This is a genomic window from Anaeromonas gelatinilytica (assembly GCF_016820635.1).
Lineage (GTDB): Bacteria > Bacillota > Clostridia > Tissierellales > SIT17 > Anaeromonas > Anaeromonas gelatinilytica.
Map to the genome: position 1 here is coordinate 28,964 of NZ_WSFU01000113.1, position 16,285 is coordinate 45,248.

Here is a 16,285-nt window from a genome sequence, read left to right on the forward strand (position 1 = left end):
AGAGGATTTTTTATTATATTTCCATATTTAATAAGGCAGAGCTTAAGGATTTACCATGTTTATCTAGGGCAAGGGATCTTGTTACTCCTCCCCCTAGAGCACCATCCATTACAAAATTTAAAGCACCTATATTAGGAAGTTCATATCTAACAACTTCACCATCTACTATATCTTTAAACCATGCTTTAACCTTTTCAACTGTAACATTCTCCTTTATCTTTTCATAGTCTTTCATATCATATACGATAAGGGATATATTTGATATATTTCCCTTATCTCCTGTTCTTGAATGGGCAATTTCTCTTAGTTTCATTATTATACCTCCTCGTATAAGATAGTAGTATTAATATCATCCCTTGGGATAAATATTGAGGCAATAGATACTATTTTCTTTACTGATTTTGTAGCACCACCACCAGCAGCAGGACCATTAGTGTATAGAGCCTCTACTTCATTACCAATGAAAGTAGCACTTTCATTGGATTTAGTTCTACCTGCAACTCTAAGCCTTACTTCAGAATTAGTACCATTACCTAATGTATCACTAATACTATCTTTATATAATGAATTTACACCTATTAAATCTATACGAAGTTCTTCTACTGGAATGTTTAACATTTTTAATCTGTCTTTTACTATTTCTTCTGCTAATTTAGCTTTTTCATAGGCTCCTGGTCCACCATAGCTTATTTCACCTTCTCCAATGAAACAGTCTACATATCCAATACTTGTTTTTAAGGTATCAGTTTTTTCTTTACCATTACCTCCAGATACTTTTACTTCGTCAGTATCGATTTCTTTTATAGAAACCTTAGAGAAATTAGCTATAACATCTGGAGTAATGTATTCAGCAGGATTATGGATTTCATATAGTAATTGTTCCTTACAAGTAGCTTCTGTAACTTGTCCACCAGATTCCTTAACTTTAGTTATTACTGTATCTCCATTTTCATAGACATTAGCTATAGGAAATCCTAATTTAGATAAATTTTTAACATCTTTATATCCAGGATCAGCAAAATATCCACCAGTTACTTGTCCAGCACATTCTAATAGATGACCTGCCAACGTGCCTTTTCCAATTTTTTCGTAGTCTTCAAAAGACCAGTTAAATTCATAGATCATAGGAGCAATAAATATTGCCGGGTCAGCTACTCTTCCAGTAATTATTATATCTGCACCATTTTTTAGAGCTTCAACTATTCCTTCAGCGCCTATATAGGTATTAGCAGATACAATTTCACCCTCAAGTTCTTTCAAACTCTTTCCAGTTTCAAGAACTTTATTATTCATGTATTTTGATATGTTATCATAAATATTATCTCCTAAAATAGCTGCAATTTTAAGATCAGATATATTTAATTTCTTAGCTATTTCTTTTACTTTTTTAGCAGCTCCTTCAGGATTAGCAGCACCCATATTTGTTATTACTTTAATATTTTTTGATTTACATAGTGGTAATATTTTTTTCATTCTATACTCTAGAAGATGATTATATCCCTTTTCAGGATTTGTCATCTTTTCTTGTTGAGCTATAGCAATAGTTCTCTCAGCTAAACATTCAAATGCGATATAATCTATATCTCCCTTTTCTATAATTTCTATAGCAGGTTCTATTCTATCACCAGCATAACCTGCTCCGGAACCTATTCTAATACTTTTCATAATAAATCCTCCATTTCTATATAATTTTGTTTACATTGCAATTGCACCAGTTACCAAGGCAATTATCAACATGATTATAGTTAATGCAAATGCTAATGGCATAGTTTTCTTTTGATGCTCACCTAAGTCTATTCCTGTAAGACCAATGAGTAAGAATGTAGCTCCTGTTAATGGACTTATTGGAAATCCAGTTGTCATTTGGCCTAAAATAGATGCTCTTGCTACATTTATTGATTCAACTCCAAAACCATTGGCAGCTTCAGCTAATACAGGCATAACTCCAAAGTAGAATGAATCAGGATCAAATAATAGACTAGCAGGCATTGAGAATATTCCTGTAATTAAAGGAATTTGTTTTCCTAAAGAATCTGGAATAGCCTTTACTACTACAGTTGCCATTTCATTAATCATCCCTGATCCTTCAAGAATACCAATAAATGCTCCTGCAGCAAATAATATACTAGCCATCATAAGGGCTGATTTAGCATGGGCATCTACCCTTGCTCTTTGATCCTTTACACTTGGATAATTGATTATTAAGGATAATGAAAAAGCTAACATAAATACAATATGTGGGGGTAATATACCTGAGATTAATGTACCTATAGCAACTACAATAAGTAGTATATTTATAGGAAACATTTTTGGTCTTGCTAACGCAAGCTTTTCTTCATCAACTTCCTTTTCAATATTTATATTGTCAAGCTTCACATCACCTAATCTTTTCTTTTCCTTATTTCCTAACCAATAAGCTACTAAAAATACAAATATTGCTCCTCCAATAAAAGCAGGAAGTAAAGGATTGAATAATTCAGTAACTGAAACATCAAGAGCAGTAGCAGCCCTTAAAGTAGGTCCTCCCCAGGGAAGCATATTCATAATCCCTGCAGATAAAGCTACAATACAAGCTAATGTAGTTCTTTTCATACCTAATTTGTCATATAGTGGTATCATAGCTGGTATAGTAACCAAGAAAGTAACAGCACCAGATCCATCTAAATGAATCATCATAGCTAATATTGCAGTACCAATTACTATTTTTATAGGATCCCTCCCTACAATTTTTAATATTTTATTAATTATAGGGTCAAAGGTTCCAGCATCAGTAAGAACTCCAAAGAATAAAATGGCAAATATAAACATGGTACCTACAGTTGAAATATTTTTTATTCCCTCTGTCATAAAAGTGCCTAGCTCTGAACCAAATCCTCCAATGATAGCTGTAATACTAGGTATAACTATTAAAGCTATAACGGGAGATAATTTTTTAGTCATTATTACTACTAATAATAAGACGATTGTGATAAAACCTAAGAGTGCGATCATAATATTAACCTCCATTTTTATTTTTTGCGTTACCAAATAATAATGCGTATATTCATAATGCATATATCATGCCAATGGATAAAGGTTATACTCTTAAGATTATAACAATAAATTTCTAAAATAATAGAAAGGCATTGTTATAAAAATAACAATAATTTAGGTAAATACGAATCAAAAGAGATTCTAAAATTTTAGAAATAAAAATAACATTTCTAGAATTCTAGAAATGTTATTTTTATTTACTATTATTAGTATAATCATTTTTATTTGAAAGTTTATTATACAAGGAAGCTAATGATATTCCTAAAGATTTTGCTGCTAACTTTTTTCCTTCCACAGAAGTTCCGTATTTGTCTAGAGCTTTATCTATTTCTCTTATTTCTGCATCCTGTATAACTTTTTCTAAGGGACGTATAGATATTAAATCATTTTTAATTCCAATTTGTTGAAGAGTTTTTGGTAGATTATTTATATCTATTATAGATCCATTGGTCATATTCGATGAGAATTCTACTACATTTTTAAGTTCTCTTATATTACCTGGCCACTTATAACTTAGTAATAATCTTTTTGCTGTATCAGAGAATTCTAATCTTCGTTTTAATTTTCTTTGCATATTGTTTAAAAATATAGTAGTTAAAGGAATAATATCTTGTGGTCTTTCTCTCAAGGGAGAGATAGTTATAGGAAAGATAGCTATTCTATAATATAGGTCTTTTCTAAACTTATTTTCATCTATTAAATTAAGAAGATCCTTATTGGTAGCAGCTATGACTCTTACATCTATAGGGATTTCATATACTCCGCCCACCCTTCTTATAGTATTTTCTTGAAGGGTTCTCAGGAGTTTAGCTTGAAGTCCATAGTCCATCTCAGCTATTTCATCTAAGAATAGAGTACCTTTATTTGCTACTTCAAAAAGACCCATTTTTCCGCCTTTTTTTGCTCCAGTAAAGGAAGCATCCTCGTATCCAAAAAGCTCACTTTCTAAGAGATTAGAATCAAATGCCGCACAATTTACTGCTATAAAAGGTTCATCCTTTCTATTACTTTCATGATGAATAGAATGAGCAAATAGCTCTTTCCCTGTACCACTTTCTCCAAAAAGTAATATATTAGTATCCTTTTTTGATATTTTCATAGCCATTCCTTTAGTGAATTTAGATTTAGGATCTTCAGATACTATATTTTCAAAGGTATATTTTGACTTTTGAATACTTTTTACTCTATTTTTTAATGTTTTTATAATTTTATTAGATTTATTTAGTTCTTTTGTAAGTTTATAAACATCATTAATCTCGGTAACTATAGAGATTGCTCCTATTATATCATCTTGGTTGTCCTTGATGGGAGACATATTTACTACGTATTCAGAGTTACCTTCCTTTCTGGGAACCCTTAAAAGCTCTTTTCCAGTTTTAATTACATCAATCAGCCTTGCTCCAGGACGAACTTCAAGGAGAGGTCTATTTATGATATTTTCTCTCTTTACACCGGTAATTCTAGTATAAGAAGAGTTAATATATTTAACAATATAATCCTCATTTATAATTAATATGCCATCGTATAGTGAGTTTAAAATTAATTTAACCCAATTATCAATTATCATATGGTCCACCCCTTTATGTGTTTAACTTAATTATAGCATAGTTAATAGGGTTATATTAAGTTTTGAAAATAAATTGAAATTGGACTTTTCTTAGTCGTCTCCTTGATAACCTTTTGAAAAGATGCTATAATGTAGCTATAATGATGAAAGGTAAGGTGGAGCAATGTTCATTTAATCCTATTTAAGACAGACTAAGTTTAATACACTTTTGTGTATAGAAATTTGACTGTATTTCTAGATGGGATTAGTGTGCGCATATAGCTATCATCTTTTTTTGTTGCCTAAAAATGAGAAAATAGATGAAAATACTCTATATCACTATGCTTATGTCCTCTCTAGGAATCAAAGGGAGGTTTTTTTAATGCTTATATTAGAAGGAAAAAATATAGAAAAATACTATGGAGATAGAAAAATATTAGATATAAAAAATATAAAGATATATGAAGAAGATAAAATAGGAATTGTAGGAGTAAATGGTTCTGGAAAGACTACTCTTATGAATATACTAGCAAAGAAATTATTACCAGATAAAGGTGATATAGATATAAAGGGAAGATTAAGCTATATTACTCAATTGGGAAGTCCAGAAGATAATAGTATGAACTATAAGATAAAAGGTGAGTTCCAAGTAGACTATGAAGATAGAGATACTTTGAGTGGTGGAGAGAGAACCAGGCTTAAATTAGTTAAAGGGTTAGGTAAAAATCCTGATCTATTATTTTTAGATGAACCCACTTCAAATCTAGATATGGATGGGATTAATCTATTGACAGAGAAACTTGAAAGCTTTACTGGAGCGATTTTAATTATATCTCATGATAGAAAATTATTAGATAATATAGTAGATAAGATGATAGAAGTAGAAGATGGTGCGATAAAGGAGTATTCAGGAAATTATTCATCATATAAGGAGCAAAAGGAAGCTATTAGGGAAAGACAGGAATTTGAGTATGAAGAATATATAAAGGAGAAAAATCGTCTTATCCAACGAATATATGAAAGACAAAATCATGCTAAAACTATGAAGAAGGCCCCCAGTAGAATGGGAAATTCTGAGGCTAGACTCCATAAGGCTGCCACTAGGCAGATTCAAGGAAAGATTCATAATGCAATAAATTCAATGGAAACTAGAATAGAAAAACTAGATAAAAAGGAAAAGCCCAAAGAAATAGAAAAGGTAAAGATAGATATGCCTTCAGTTTCAGGACTTAAAAATAAACTCCTGATTGATGGAATTAAAATATCCAAGTCATTTGGAGATAAAATTCTATTTATAGATTCTGAATTGAAGATATTTAATGGAGATAAGGTAGCTCTAATGGGTAGTAATGGTACAGGAAAGACTACATTGATAAAGATGATATTAAATGGAAATGAAAATATAAGAATATCTAAAAATCTTAAGATAGGCTATTTTTCTCAAAAACTAGATATATTAAAGGAAGATAAAAATATCCTTGAAAATGTAATGGAGGATAGTATTCAAGATGAGATTACTGCTAGAACATTGTTATCTAGATTATTATTTAAAAGGGAAGATGTAAATAAGGAGATAGAAGTACTAAGTGGTGGAGAAAGGGTAAAGGTAGCTTTTGCTAAGATATTTTTATCAGATATCAATTTTATAATATTAGATGAACCTACTAACTATCTGGATATACCATCAATAGAGGCCTTAGAGGAAGTATTATTGGATTATGAAGGAAGTTTATTATTAGTAACCCATGATAAAACTTTCATAGATAGAGTAGTAAATAAGATAATTACTATAGAAGATAAGAAATTGAACACTTTTAATGGAAGCTACAGTGAATATCTTGAGAGGAAAGAAAATAATATTAATTTTGGTCAACAAGAGGAAGAGAAGAGACTGTTGGTTCTAGAAAATAGATTGTCAGAGTTGATGGGGAAATTGTCTCTTATCCCCTCAAAGGAAGAAAAGGCTCTATTGGATGAAGAATTTAATAAATTAGTAAAAGAAATAAATCAGTTGAAAAGAAAGTTAAAATAAAGGGAATTCCATCAGGAGTATAGAATAGTATATAGTATAAAGGAAAATATGTAGAATAAACTTGTCTTTTTGTGGTATAAATATAACAATATATTAATAAATTATTATAAAAATAGATGAAGGGGTGATTTTATGAAATTAGTATTTGCTATAGTGCAGGATGAGGATGCCCATAAACTAGTAGACAAGCTGATGAAAGATGATTTCGGTGTAACAAAATTAGCCTCCACAGGAGGATTCTTAAGAGCAGGAAATACAACATTAATAATAGGGACAGAAAATGAAAGGGTTGATGAAGCGATAGATATAATTGGTGAGGTAGCCAAAACTAGGACTCAAGTAGCTACAGCTCCACCACCTACTACTTGGGGTCAAGGTGTATATATGCCCTATCCAATAGAGGTAGAAGTAGGAGGAGCAACGATATTTGTGGTAGATGTAGAAAAGTTTGAAAAGGTATAAATATAATAGAGCATATGGTATAATATTTAATAAATATGATTAGGGGATACTTAAGTATCCCCTAATTTAATGGAATAATTAATTTTATGTGGAGGATTATTATGGATTTTTCAGATGTGATAGGGCAAGAAAGAATAATAAAGAGTTTGCAAAATACAATTAAAAATGAGAGTATTGGTCATGGCTATATATTTGAAGGGAAAAAGGGAATAGGAAAAACTATGATGGCTAAAATATTTTCTAAGGCTCTTTTATGTAAAGAGAAAGGTATAAATCCTTGTGGAGTTTGTAACTCATGCATTAAATTTGAATCTTTTAATCATCCGGATTTTCATATGGAAAAACCATTGGGGAAATCATTTAAGAAAGAGCAGATAGAGGACATTCAAAGGGGGATAAGAGTACTACCATACGAAGGAGATAGAAAGATATTTATTATTAGTGATGCAGATAAGATGACTATTAGTGCACAAAATAGCTTTCTTAAATCATTAGAAGAACCACCTAAAGATACTATCATTATAATGATGGTAGAAAATACTAAAAATTTACTTCCTACTATTATATCTAGAAGTCAAAGATTAAAATTTACTCCTATAAGAAATGATAAAATTCAGGATTATTTAAATAAAAAGTATAATATAGATAAAGATAAAGCTCATATGATTGCAGATTTTTCTAGAGGGAATATAGGAAGAGCAAGAGAAATTTGTGAATCTGAAGAGTTTAATCAAATAAGGGAATCATTAATAGATGTTATAAATAACAATATAGGGACTGATTCTTTTAAATCTTTTACCAATAGTGATTTTTTTGAAAATAATAAAGATGAAATTGATAATGTACTAGATATGATGTTAGTATGGTTTAGAGATTTACTCATATATAAAGAGACGAATAATAACGAACTCATAATAAATAGGGATAAAGAAGAATTGTTAAAGGAACAATCTTTTAAGCTTTCAATGGATAAAATTCATGATATAATAAATTGTATAATGGAAACTGAAGAGAATATTAGGGCTAATGTTAATTTTCAATTGGCTATAGAATTAATGCTTCTAAAATTTCAGGAGGTTTAAATATATGATTAATGTAGTAGGTGTAAGGTTTAAAAAGGCGGGAAAAATATATTATTTTGATCCTGTTGATATAGATGTAAAGAAAGAAAATAGTGTTATAGTTGAAACAGTTAGAGGAATTGAATTTGGGGATGTAGTAGTTGGACCAAAGGAAATAAAAGAAGAAGATATAGTAGCTCCTTTAAAGAATGTTATACGGATAGCTACAGAAGAGGATATTATAAAGCATAAAGAAAATAAATCAAAGGAAAAAAGAGCTTTTGAAATATGTGAAGAAAAAATAGAAGAACATAAATTACAAATGAAATTAATAGATGTAGAATATACATTTGATAATAATAAAGTAATATTCTATTTTACCGCAGATGGTAGAGTTGATTTTAGAGAATTAGTGAAAGATTTAGCTTCTATATTTAGAACTAGAATAGAATTAAGACAAATTGGTGTAAGAGATGAGGCTAAAATGATAGGAGGAGTTGGTCCTTGTGGCAGAGCTTTATGTTGTAATTCATTTTTAGGAGATTTTGATCCTGTATCTATAAAAATGGCAAAGGAACAAAATTTATCTTTAAATCCAACTAAGATATCTGGTCTTTGTGGACGACTTATGTGTTGTTTAAAATATGAACACGAAGCCTATGAAGAGTCTCTTGGACTTTTACCAGAAGTAGGATTGAAGGTTAGAACACCTAGAGGCAAGGGGATAGTTGTAGATACAAATACTTTATTGGAAATAGTAAAGGTGAGAGTTAAAGGGGAAGATGATACAGAAGAAATTGTTCCTTTTGTATTAGATGAAATAGAAAAGTGAAAAAAATAAAATGTTCTAAATAAGATAAAAATACTTTTATAATATAAAGATAAGTGTTAAAATAAAAAAAGAATACTATATTGATAATATAGTATCATTCATTATCCTAAGGAGGTGAACCTAATGGCTTATGTTATAACTGATGATTGCATTAGCTGTGGAGCTTGTGAACCTGAGTGTCCAGTAGGAGTTATTAGTGCAGGAGATGATAAATACGTAATAGATCAAGATGGTTGTATTGAGTGTGGTGCATGTGCAAATGTGTGTCCAGTAGATGCGCCTAAACCTGAGTAATAATGTACTTAAAGTAAAAGACCCTAGCTAGTGGGGTCTTTTTTGTTGTATGATTGTTATGTAAATTATTAAATAATGATATAATATATGTATTAACTACTAGGAGAGATATGATGAAAGATGTTTTTCTAAAGAAAAATGAAAGAATAGATGATTTGCAATTAAAAGGATTAAAAATAATACAAAATACTAAAGGATTTTGTTTTGGAATAGATGCAGTATTATTAGCAAATTTTTGTGAAATAAAATTAGATTCTACTGTTGTTGATTTAGGTACTGGTACGGGAATAATACCATTAATAATTTATGGAAAAAATGAAATAAATAAAATATACGGTATAGAAATCCAACAAGAAGTAGCTGATATGGCAGAGAGAAGTGTAGAATTAAATGGTTTGGAAGAGAATATTAAAATATTGAATATGGATTTAAGAAATATAGAGGAAGTTATAAAAGTAAATTCTATAGACGTAGTAGTATCTAATCCTCCATATATGGATAAAGGAACAGGAATTATAAACCCTAATGATAAAAAGGCTATATCTAGACATGAAATAAGAGGTGGATTAGAAGATATAATAGAAAAAGCTAAAAGGTTATTAAAACATAATGGAAGATTTTATATGATTCATAGACCAAATAGATTGGTAGATATATTATATTATTTAAGGAAACATAAATTAGAGCCTAAAACCTTAAGATTTATCCATTCTAAGATGTCAGAAGCACCTAATTTAGTATTAATTAAATCGATAAAGGCTGCAAAACCAGAGTTAAAAATAGAAGCACCATTATATGTGTACAATGAAGATGGTGAATATACGAATGAGATTCATGAGATATATGGTTTAGATGATTGAAAGGAAGATTATATGAAAAGAATAGGTAAATTATATATATGTCCTACTCCTATAGGGAATCTTGAAGACATAACATTAAGAACATTAAATACCTTTAAAGAAGTAGATCTGATAGCAGCCGAAGATACTAGACATACAATTAAAATTTTGAATCACTTTAATATAAGAAAGCCTCTTACCAGTTATCATGAACATAATAAAAAGGAAAAAGGGAAAGTGTTGATAAATAAACTATTAGAAGGAGATAGTATTGCTCTAGTTTCAGATGCTGGTATGCCAGGAATATCTGATCCTGGAGAAGATATAATAAAGGAAGTTATAGAGCAGAATATAGAGGTTGATGTACTTCCTGGTGCTACCGCTTCAATATTAGCATTAATATTATCCGGATTATCTACAGATAAATTTGTATTTGAAGGATTTTTATCTTCTAAATCCAAAGAGAGAAAAACCAGATTAGAGGAATTAAAAACAGAGTATAGAACAATGATATTATATGAATCTCCTCATAGACTTAAGGATATGCTTAAAGATGTATTAGAAGTATTTAATGATAGAAGAGTAGCAGTGGCTAGAGAATTAACAAAAAGACATCAGGAGGTGTTTAGAGGAAACTTAGAGAAAGCTATAGAAAAATTTAATGATGAAAATCCTAGGGGAGAATTTGTAATAATAATAGAAGGAATACCTAAAGAAAGATTAGAGGATATAGAAAAAAATGCGTGGGAGGGTATATCTATAAAAGAGCATATATTAACTTATATGGATAAAGGATTTACTAAGAAAGATTCGATTAAAAAGGTGTCTAAGGAGAGAGAAATACCAAAAAGAGAAGTTTATAAAGAAAGTATAGATCTATAGGGGGTTCAAATATGAATATTAATAAGAATATGAAGATCTCAGATATTATATTGATGAACAATGAGGCTATAGGTGTATTTAATGAATTCGGTATGAAATGTACTCTTTGCCAAGGATCGTCTAATGAAACATTGGAATGGGCAGCTAAAATTAATAATATAAAATTAGATAGTTTATTAGAGGAGTTAAATAAATTAAATAGATAAATAAAATTGCTAAGGAAAATCTAGTGATTTTACCTTAGCAATCAAAATTAGTTATTTATGATATCAGTTTATGTATTACTTTAAAGCATCCAAACAATCTGGACAAATATTTTTACCTTTGAATTGAGTAACGTCTTTAGCTTGTCCACAGAAGATGCAGGCAGGTGCATATTTTTTAAGGATAATCATTTCACCATCTACAAAGATCTCTAAAGCATCTTTCTCTGCTATGTCTAGTGTTCTTCTTAATTCAATAGGTATGACAACTCTTCCTAACTCATCCACCCTTCTAACTATTCCAGTTGATTTCATTAAAAAAAACCTCCTCTAAGTTTAGTCACAATTCGACATATTTCTTACTCTTTAAATAGTAACAGATATACCAAAAATAGTCAATAAGAAATAGTAAAAAAATTTAAAATTTAATAATATTTATTTTATAAAAAAGGGGTGAGTTTAATGCTTGAAGTTAATAATCAGATGAAAGATTTAGTATCAGAACTTAATAAAATTCTTAACAAAAAATATGAAAAAATATCTAAATTAGATAAAAATTATATTAGAAATCTAGTTAAAAAACAAGTAGGTGATATCAATAAATGTCGAAAATTATCGAAAAATCTCCTTTCAGAATATTCATCTGGTGGTGGTATTGTAGCAGTAGATGGCTCAAATAATAAATTAGGAGGAGCCTATCCTCATTTTGTTGAGCTATATCAAGGTTTAGCTAAAGGATCTAATAGCAATGAAAATCCAGTTATAGAAGTTGATTTTTATACACCATTATATATTGAAAGAGAGCAGGAGATAATAGATAAAATAAGAAAGGACGATCCTACTAAGGAAGATATAGACTCTTTTATCAGAAACTATAAATTATCTTGCATAGAGTTAAAAGCAGCTATAGGTGCGGCTTTGAATTTAAATCCAAGAGTAATAATGATGGATGGCTCTTTAATAAGATATAAAATAGAATGTCAAGATAAATGGAAGGAACTAAGATCGATATGTGAATCTAAAAATATAATTCTTATAGGAGTAGTAAAAGACATAAAGACTAATATAGTAGGGACTACATTGACAGAGAAGAAGACTTTAGATCCCCCTATGAATTTTTTATATGACAGGGAACTTTTGTATGGGATATTAGATATGGGGGAGACCTTAATACCAGAAATACAGAATATTCCTAAATATGAGGAAGGATTGAGTTCTTTATTTATAAGGGCCTCTAGATCTCCTATGATCACAGGAGTTGATATATTGAATAGTCAAAGGAGCTATCTTGATGAGATGGCTAATTTAGTATATACATTAACTCCAGAAAATAGTAGAGGAATTCCTCTCTGGATTGATATAATAGATAAGGAAGTAAAGATATCTGATAGATTAATGAGAGGATTATTAGATGAGTATTTAGATAGAGATATTGTAGAAAAATTATTTGTATCAGAGCGAAGTAAAAGAACTCTTTAAGGAGGAATAATTATGAAGGTTGTAGGATTGACAACACAGCAGGAAGTATTTGTAGGTTCAAAGAAAAGAGCCTTTAGAATAAATGAATTTCTCATAATACAGGATGAAAAGCAAGGAGAATTAATGGGAGAAGTAGTAGAGACTAGTTCTTATAATAGATATATTCCATTAAATATTAATGATGGAATGATAGATTCATCAGTTATAGAATCATTAAATGCTATAGGATATAATATAGATGATGAAACTATTCATATAGCTAAAGTTAGACTTCTTAATGAAGCCCAATATCCTGTAGAAACTGCTTCTGATGTAAGAAGTCCTAGATTTCATGAAGTAAAGGATATTATGGTTAAAACGAAGCCAAAAGATGGGTTAGTTATGGGAATTATTAAGAGTACTGATGAGATGATTCATGATATGGAGGAAGATTTAGTGGATATAGCTCCAATATTTGATGATGGACATATAAGAGCTCAAAATGAAATTCCTTTTATATTTGATATAAAGAGTATGCATCAATATCCTCACATAGGTATTTTTGGAGGCTCAGGTTCTGGAAAATCTTTCGGAATGAGGGTTTTATTGGAGGAAGTAATGAAGCTTAAGATTCCAGCAGTAGTATTAGATCCTCATTTTGAGATGGATTTTGCTACAATTGCTGATTATTTTAAAGAAGAGGACAAGGTTAATTTTTCTGATAGATTTAAATGTTTGCAAATAGGTCATGATGTAGGAGTTAAATTCAATGATCTAAATACTTCTGATTTGAAGAATTTATTAGATGCTTCAGGGAAATTATCTGATGCTATGAGTAATGCAGTAGATATATTACATAAGAGAAAAGATTCTTATCAAAGTTTTCATGATAGGTTAAAGATGTTATTAGAGGCTCAGGATTTAGGATCTATTCAGAAAATAGATAGACAGATTACTTCAGCAGAAAGTAATAATGAAAGGGAAAGATGGAAGATATGTAAGGAATTATTCGAAGACTTTGATAAAACTTGTCCATCAAGTTCAGTTAGAGGCATAATGTGGAGACTTACAAGATTATATAATGATGGAGTATTTAGTAATGATATAAATGAAATAACTGATGGATTAAATTTAGGTAAATTAATGGTTATTCAAGGAAATGTAAGGCTTCTTCAGGTGTTTTCAACATATTTATTAAATAATATTTATCATAGAAGAAGAGATTTTAAGGATGCTCAATATAAGAATACTACTGCTGATTATTTTCCACCATTTATAATTGCTACAGACGAAGCTCATAATTTTGCACCAAAGGGATATGATTCTCCATCTAAATCTATATTAAAGGAAATATCTCAGGAAGGTAGAAAATATGGAGTGTTTTTACTTCTAGCAACTCAAAGACCGACATTATTAGATGAAACTATAACTGCTCAGTTGAATACTAAATTAGTATTTAGAACAGTAAGAAGCTCAGATATACAAACTATTAAGGAAGAGACAGATATTACTCAAGAAGAAGGTAAGAGATTGCCGTATCTTAAATCAGGAGATGCTTTTATATCATCGGCAATAATGGGACGAACATTTTCCATAAGGATAAGGGCAGCTAGTACAACTAGTCCTCATACTATAAATCCTTTTGATGAGCTTAGTAATAGGAGAGAAGAAGATAATTTTAAAATATTAAATCTCATAAAGGATAAATTACCTATAACAGAGATGAATATGTATGATATAGTTAAAGAAATAGAGGAAGATTCAGATAATGATATAAATTTTGATGTAGATCAGCTTAAGGCACAATTAGAGAATTTAGTAAATGAGGGTATAATAGTAAAGAGAAAAACTGCTTTTACTACTTCTTATGAAAATATAGAGGATAAATAATTGTATAATGATAAATATTATAGTATAGTAATGTAAATTAATTTTCTGGGTATATATCACTTAACAAGGAGTGATGATATGGACACTATTTTCTCCATTTTGCAGGATATAAGTAAAGAAGAAAATGTAAATATATATGTAACTGGTAAATATTTAAGGGATTTTCTTCTAGGAAAAAAAGTTAAAGATATGGAATTATTAGTTTCTAATAAAACTTTTTCTATAGCTAAAAAGTTTGCTGATAAAATAGATATGCAAATTATTGAAGGGAATAATTCTTTAGGGTATAGAGTCATAGATATTGATAGGGACTTAAGAATAGATTTTTATTCTATAGAAGAAGATAATATAAATATATATCTTCAAAAAAGAGGAATTACTATAGATAGTATGGCAGTTGATATTTGTAATTTTCAGGATGAATTGAAAGGTAATATTATAGATCCTACAGGAGGATTAAAGGATATAGAAAATAGTATTATTAGAATATGGGATGAAGATGTTATCTATGATAATCCCTTATTGATTATTAAATCAGTTGCATTAATGTCAGAACTTAATTTTGATATGGATAGAGATACTATAACTGTTATAAAAAAAAATAAAAGTCTAGTATCTAATATACAATGTAAAGAATTAGGAGAAGAATTTTTTAAAGTTCTTAGAAGAAGAAAAACTTATCATTATTTTAGTTTTATGAATGATGAATTAGAAATCTTAGAAGAGATATTTCCAGAAATTAAAAAAATGAAGGAAGTAGGAGAATGTGATTATCATGTAGTAGATGCTTTTAGACATTCATTATATGTATTAAAGCTTACTGAAGATGTAATATATTATGATGGTTATTTTGAAGATCATATTAGAAAAAGTTATGAAAACCATGCAGAGGAAAATTTTGAAGGTGATCATACTAGGATAGAACTTATGAAATTAGCAGCTTTTTTTCATGATGTAGGTAAACCTTCTGCTCGAAAAATAGATAGTACAGGTAGAGTTAGATTTAAAGGTCATGAGATAACTGGAGCTGAGATGGTTAAGGATATATCGAAGAGATTTGGATTAAGTATTAAAGCAAGGGATATATTATATAGAATTGTAGCAAAACATATGTTACCTTTAGTATCATATAAATCTAATGATGTAAGTGCAAGGTTTTTATATAAAATGTTTCAAGAATGTAAGGATGAAACATTGGATGTTTTATTAATAGCATTAGCAGATATAATAGGTACAAGAAAACTATTAAACCCTGATGAAGAAATGGGTAAATTTAAAATTCATGTAGAATATATAGCCAATAATTATATAACAAGATATAAGGAAATTGAAGATTTATCAGATGTTATTAATGGTAAGGATATAATACAAGAATTTGATTTGCCTGATGGAGTATTAGTATCAGATTTGATTGAAGAAGTAAGAAAGGCAATATTTATGGGAAAGATAGGAATGAATAAAAATTCCATATTGAAATACTTACAAAATATATTATAATCAGATATTAGCCTGGTTGGGATTCAGAGCCCTTCCAGTTAATATAGCTGAGGGGTAATATTATATCCCTCAGCATTTTAGTTTTTAATAAAGAGAAAGGAAATACTTAGATAAATTATCTTATCTCAATATTATATTTATCTTTACTGACTGCTCCCACACCTAAAGGAATGGGGTTCTAAACTACTAAAGACTTCTCTATCAAAAGATGGTATCTGATTGATAGAACTGACCTACTTTCATTTAGACTTTGTTA

Annotated in this window: 16 protein-coding genes; 11 read left to right on the forward strand and 5 right to left on the reverse strand. The window is 29.4% G+C overall.

Going from position 1 to position 16,285, the window contains the following annotated elements; genetic code table 11:
• Nucleotides 1-13 precede the first annotated feature (13 nt).
• The 4 genes from GOQ29_RS09805 to GOQ29_RS09820 form a co-directional block, all read right to left on the reverse strand.
• Complete coding sequence (locus tag GOQ29_RS09805) at nt 14-313, reverse strand: AtuA-related protein (protein WP_203372475.1); 300 nt, start codon at nt 311-313, stop codon at nt 14-16.
• 2 nt (nt 314-315) lie between these two features.
• A complete protein-coding gene (locus tag GOQ29_RS09810) occupies nt 316-1,665 on the reverse strand; it encodes an acyclic terpene utilization AtuA family protein (protein ID WP_203372476.1) in 1,350 nt (449 codons plus the stop codon).
• Nucleotides 1,666-1,695: 30 nt separating this feature from the next.
• On the reverse strand, nt 1,696-3,054 hold the full coding sequence (locus GOQ29_RS09815) for a CitMHS family transporter (protein ID WP_350446008.1): 1,359 nt from the start codon (nt 3,052-3,054) through the stop codon (nt 1,696-1,698).
• A gap of 172 nt (nt 3,055-3,226) precedes the next feature.
• Nucleotides 3,227-4,600, reverse strand: coding sequence for a sigma-54 interaction domain-containing protein (locus tag GOQ29_RS09820; RefSeq protein WP_203372478.1), 1,374 nt, complete (start codon nt 4,598-4,600; stop codon nt 3,227-3,229).
• Nucleotides 4,601-4,961: 361 nt separating this feature from the next.
• Between GOQ29_RS09820 and abc-f the strand changes: the two genes are divergently transcribed.
• From abc-f to GOQ29_RS09860, 8 genes are all read left to right on the forward strand, one after another.
• Nucleotides 4,962-6,611 carry a ribosomal protection-like ABC-F family protein gene (gene abc-f, locus GOQ29_RS09825; protein ID WP_203372479.1) on the forward strand — a complete coding sequence of 550 codons (1,650 nt, stop codon included), beginning with the start codon at nt 4,962-4,964 and terminating at the stop codon, nt 6,609-6,611.
• A 132-nt stretch (nt 6,612-6,743) separates the two neighbouring features.
• A complete protein-coding gene (locus tag GOQ29_RS09830) occupies nt 6,744-7,073 on the forward strand; it encodes a cyclic-di-AMP receptor (RefSeq protein WP_203372480.1) in 330 nt (109 codons plus the stop codon).
• A 101-nt stretch (nt 7,074-7,174) separates the two neighbouring features.
• Nucleotides 7,175-8,155 carry a DNA polymerase III subunit delta' gene (gene holB, locus GOQ29_RS09835; RefSeq protein WP_203372481.1) on the forward strand — a complete coding sequence of 327 codons (981 nt, stop codon included), beginning with the start codon at nt 7,175-7,177 and terminating at the stop codon, nt 8,153-8,155.
• A 4-nt stretch (nt 8,156-8,159) separates the two neighbouring features.
• Entirely contained in the window at nt 8,160-8,966 is an 807-nt protein-coding gene (locus GOQ29_RS09840) for a PSP1 domain-containing protein (RefSeq protein WP_203372482.1), read from the forward strand.
• Between the two features lie 123 nt (nt 8,967-9,089).
• Entirely contained in the window at nt 9,090-9,260 is a 171-nt protein-coding gene (locus tag GOQ29_RS09845) for a DUF362 domain-containing protein (protein ID WP_203372483.1), read from the forward strand.
• A gap of 113 nt (nt 9,261-9,373) precedes the next feature.
• Nucleotides 9,374-10,120, forward strand: coding sequence for a tRNA1(Val) (adenine(37)-N6)-methyltransferase (locus GOQ29_RS09850; RefSeq protein WP_203372484.1), 747 nt, complete (start codon nt 9,374-9,376; stop codon nt 10,118-10,120).
• 12 nt (nt 10,121-10,132) lie between these two features.
• Nucleotides 10,133-10,981, forward strand: a complete 849-nt coding sequence (gene rsmI, locus GOQ29_RS09855) for a 16S rRNA (cytidine(1402)-2'-O)-methyltransferase (protein ID WP_203372485.1) — start codon at nt 10,133-10,135, stop codon at nt 10,979-10,981.
• Nucleotides 10,982-10,992: 11 nt separating this feature from the next.
• Entirely contained in the window at nt 10,993-11,187 is a 195-nt protein-coding gene (locus GOQ29_RS09860) for a DUF1858 domain-containing protein (RefSeq protein ID WP_203372486.1), read from the forward strand.
• A gap of 75 nt (nt 11,188-11,262) precedes the next feature.
• Here GOQ29_RS09860 and GOQ29_RS09865 read toward each other — a convergent pair whose 3' ends face one another.
• Nucleotides 11,263-11,499, reverse strand: coding sequence for an AbrB/MazE/SpoVT family DNA-binding domain-containing protein (locus tag GOQ29_RS09865; protein ID WP_203372487.1), 237 nt, complete (start codon nt 11,497-11,499; stop codon nt 11,263-11,265).
• A gap of 147 nt (nt 11,500-11,646) precedes the next feature.
• On the opposite strand from GOQ29_RS09865, the gene GOQ29_RS09870 reads away from it, so the two are divergent.
• The 3 genes from GOQ29_RS09870 (at nt 11,647) to GOQ29_RS09880 (ending at nt 16,029) form a co-directional block, all read left to right on the forward strand.
• Nucleotides 11,647-12,663, forward strand: coding sequence for a DNA double-strand break repair nuclease NurA (locus GOQ29_RS09870; RefSeq protein WP_203372488.1), 1,017 nt, complete (start codon nt 11,647-11,649; stop codon nt 12,661-12,663).
• 12 nt (nt 12,664-12,675) lie between these two features.
• Complete coding sequence (locus tag GOQ29_RS09875) at nt 12,676-14,532, forward strand: ATP-binding protein (RefSeq protein WP_203372489.1); 1,857 nt, start codon at nt 12,676-12,678, stop codon at nt 14,530-14,532.
• A 78-nt stretch (nt 14,533-14,610) separates the two neighbouring features.
• Nucleotides 14,611-16,029: an HD domain-containing protein gene (locus GOQ29_RS09880; protein WP_203372490.1), complete on the forward strand. Its 1,419-nt coding sequence runs from the start codon at nt 14,611-14,613 to the stop codon at nt 16,027-16,029.
• The last annotated feature ends 256 nt before the right edge of the window (nt 16,030-16,285 follow it).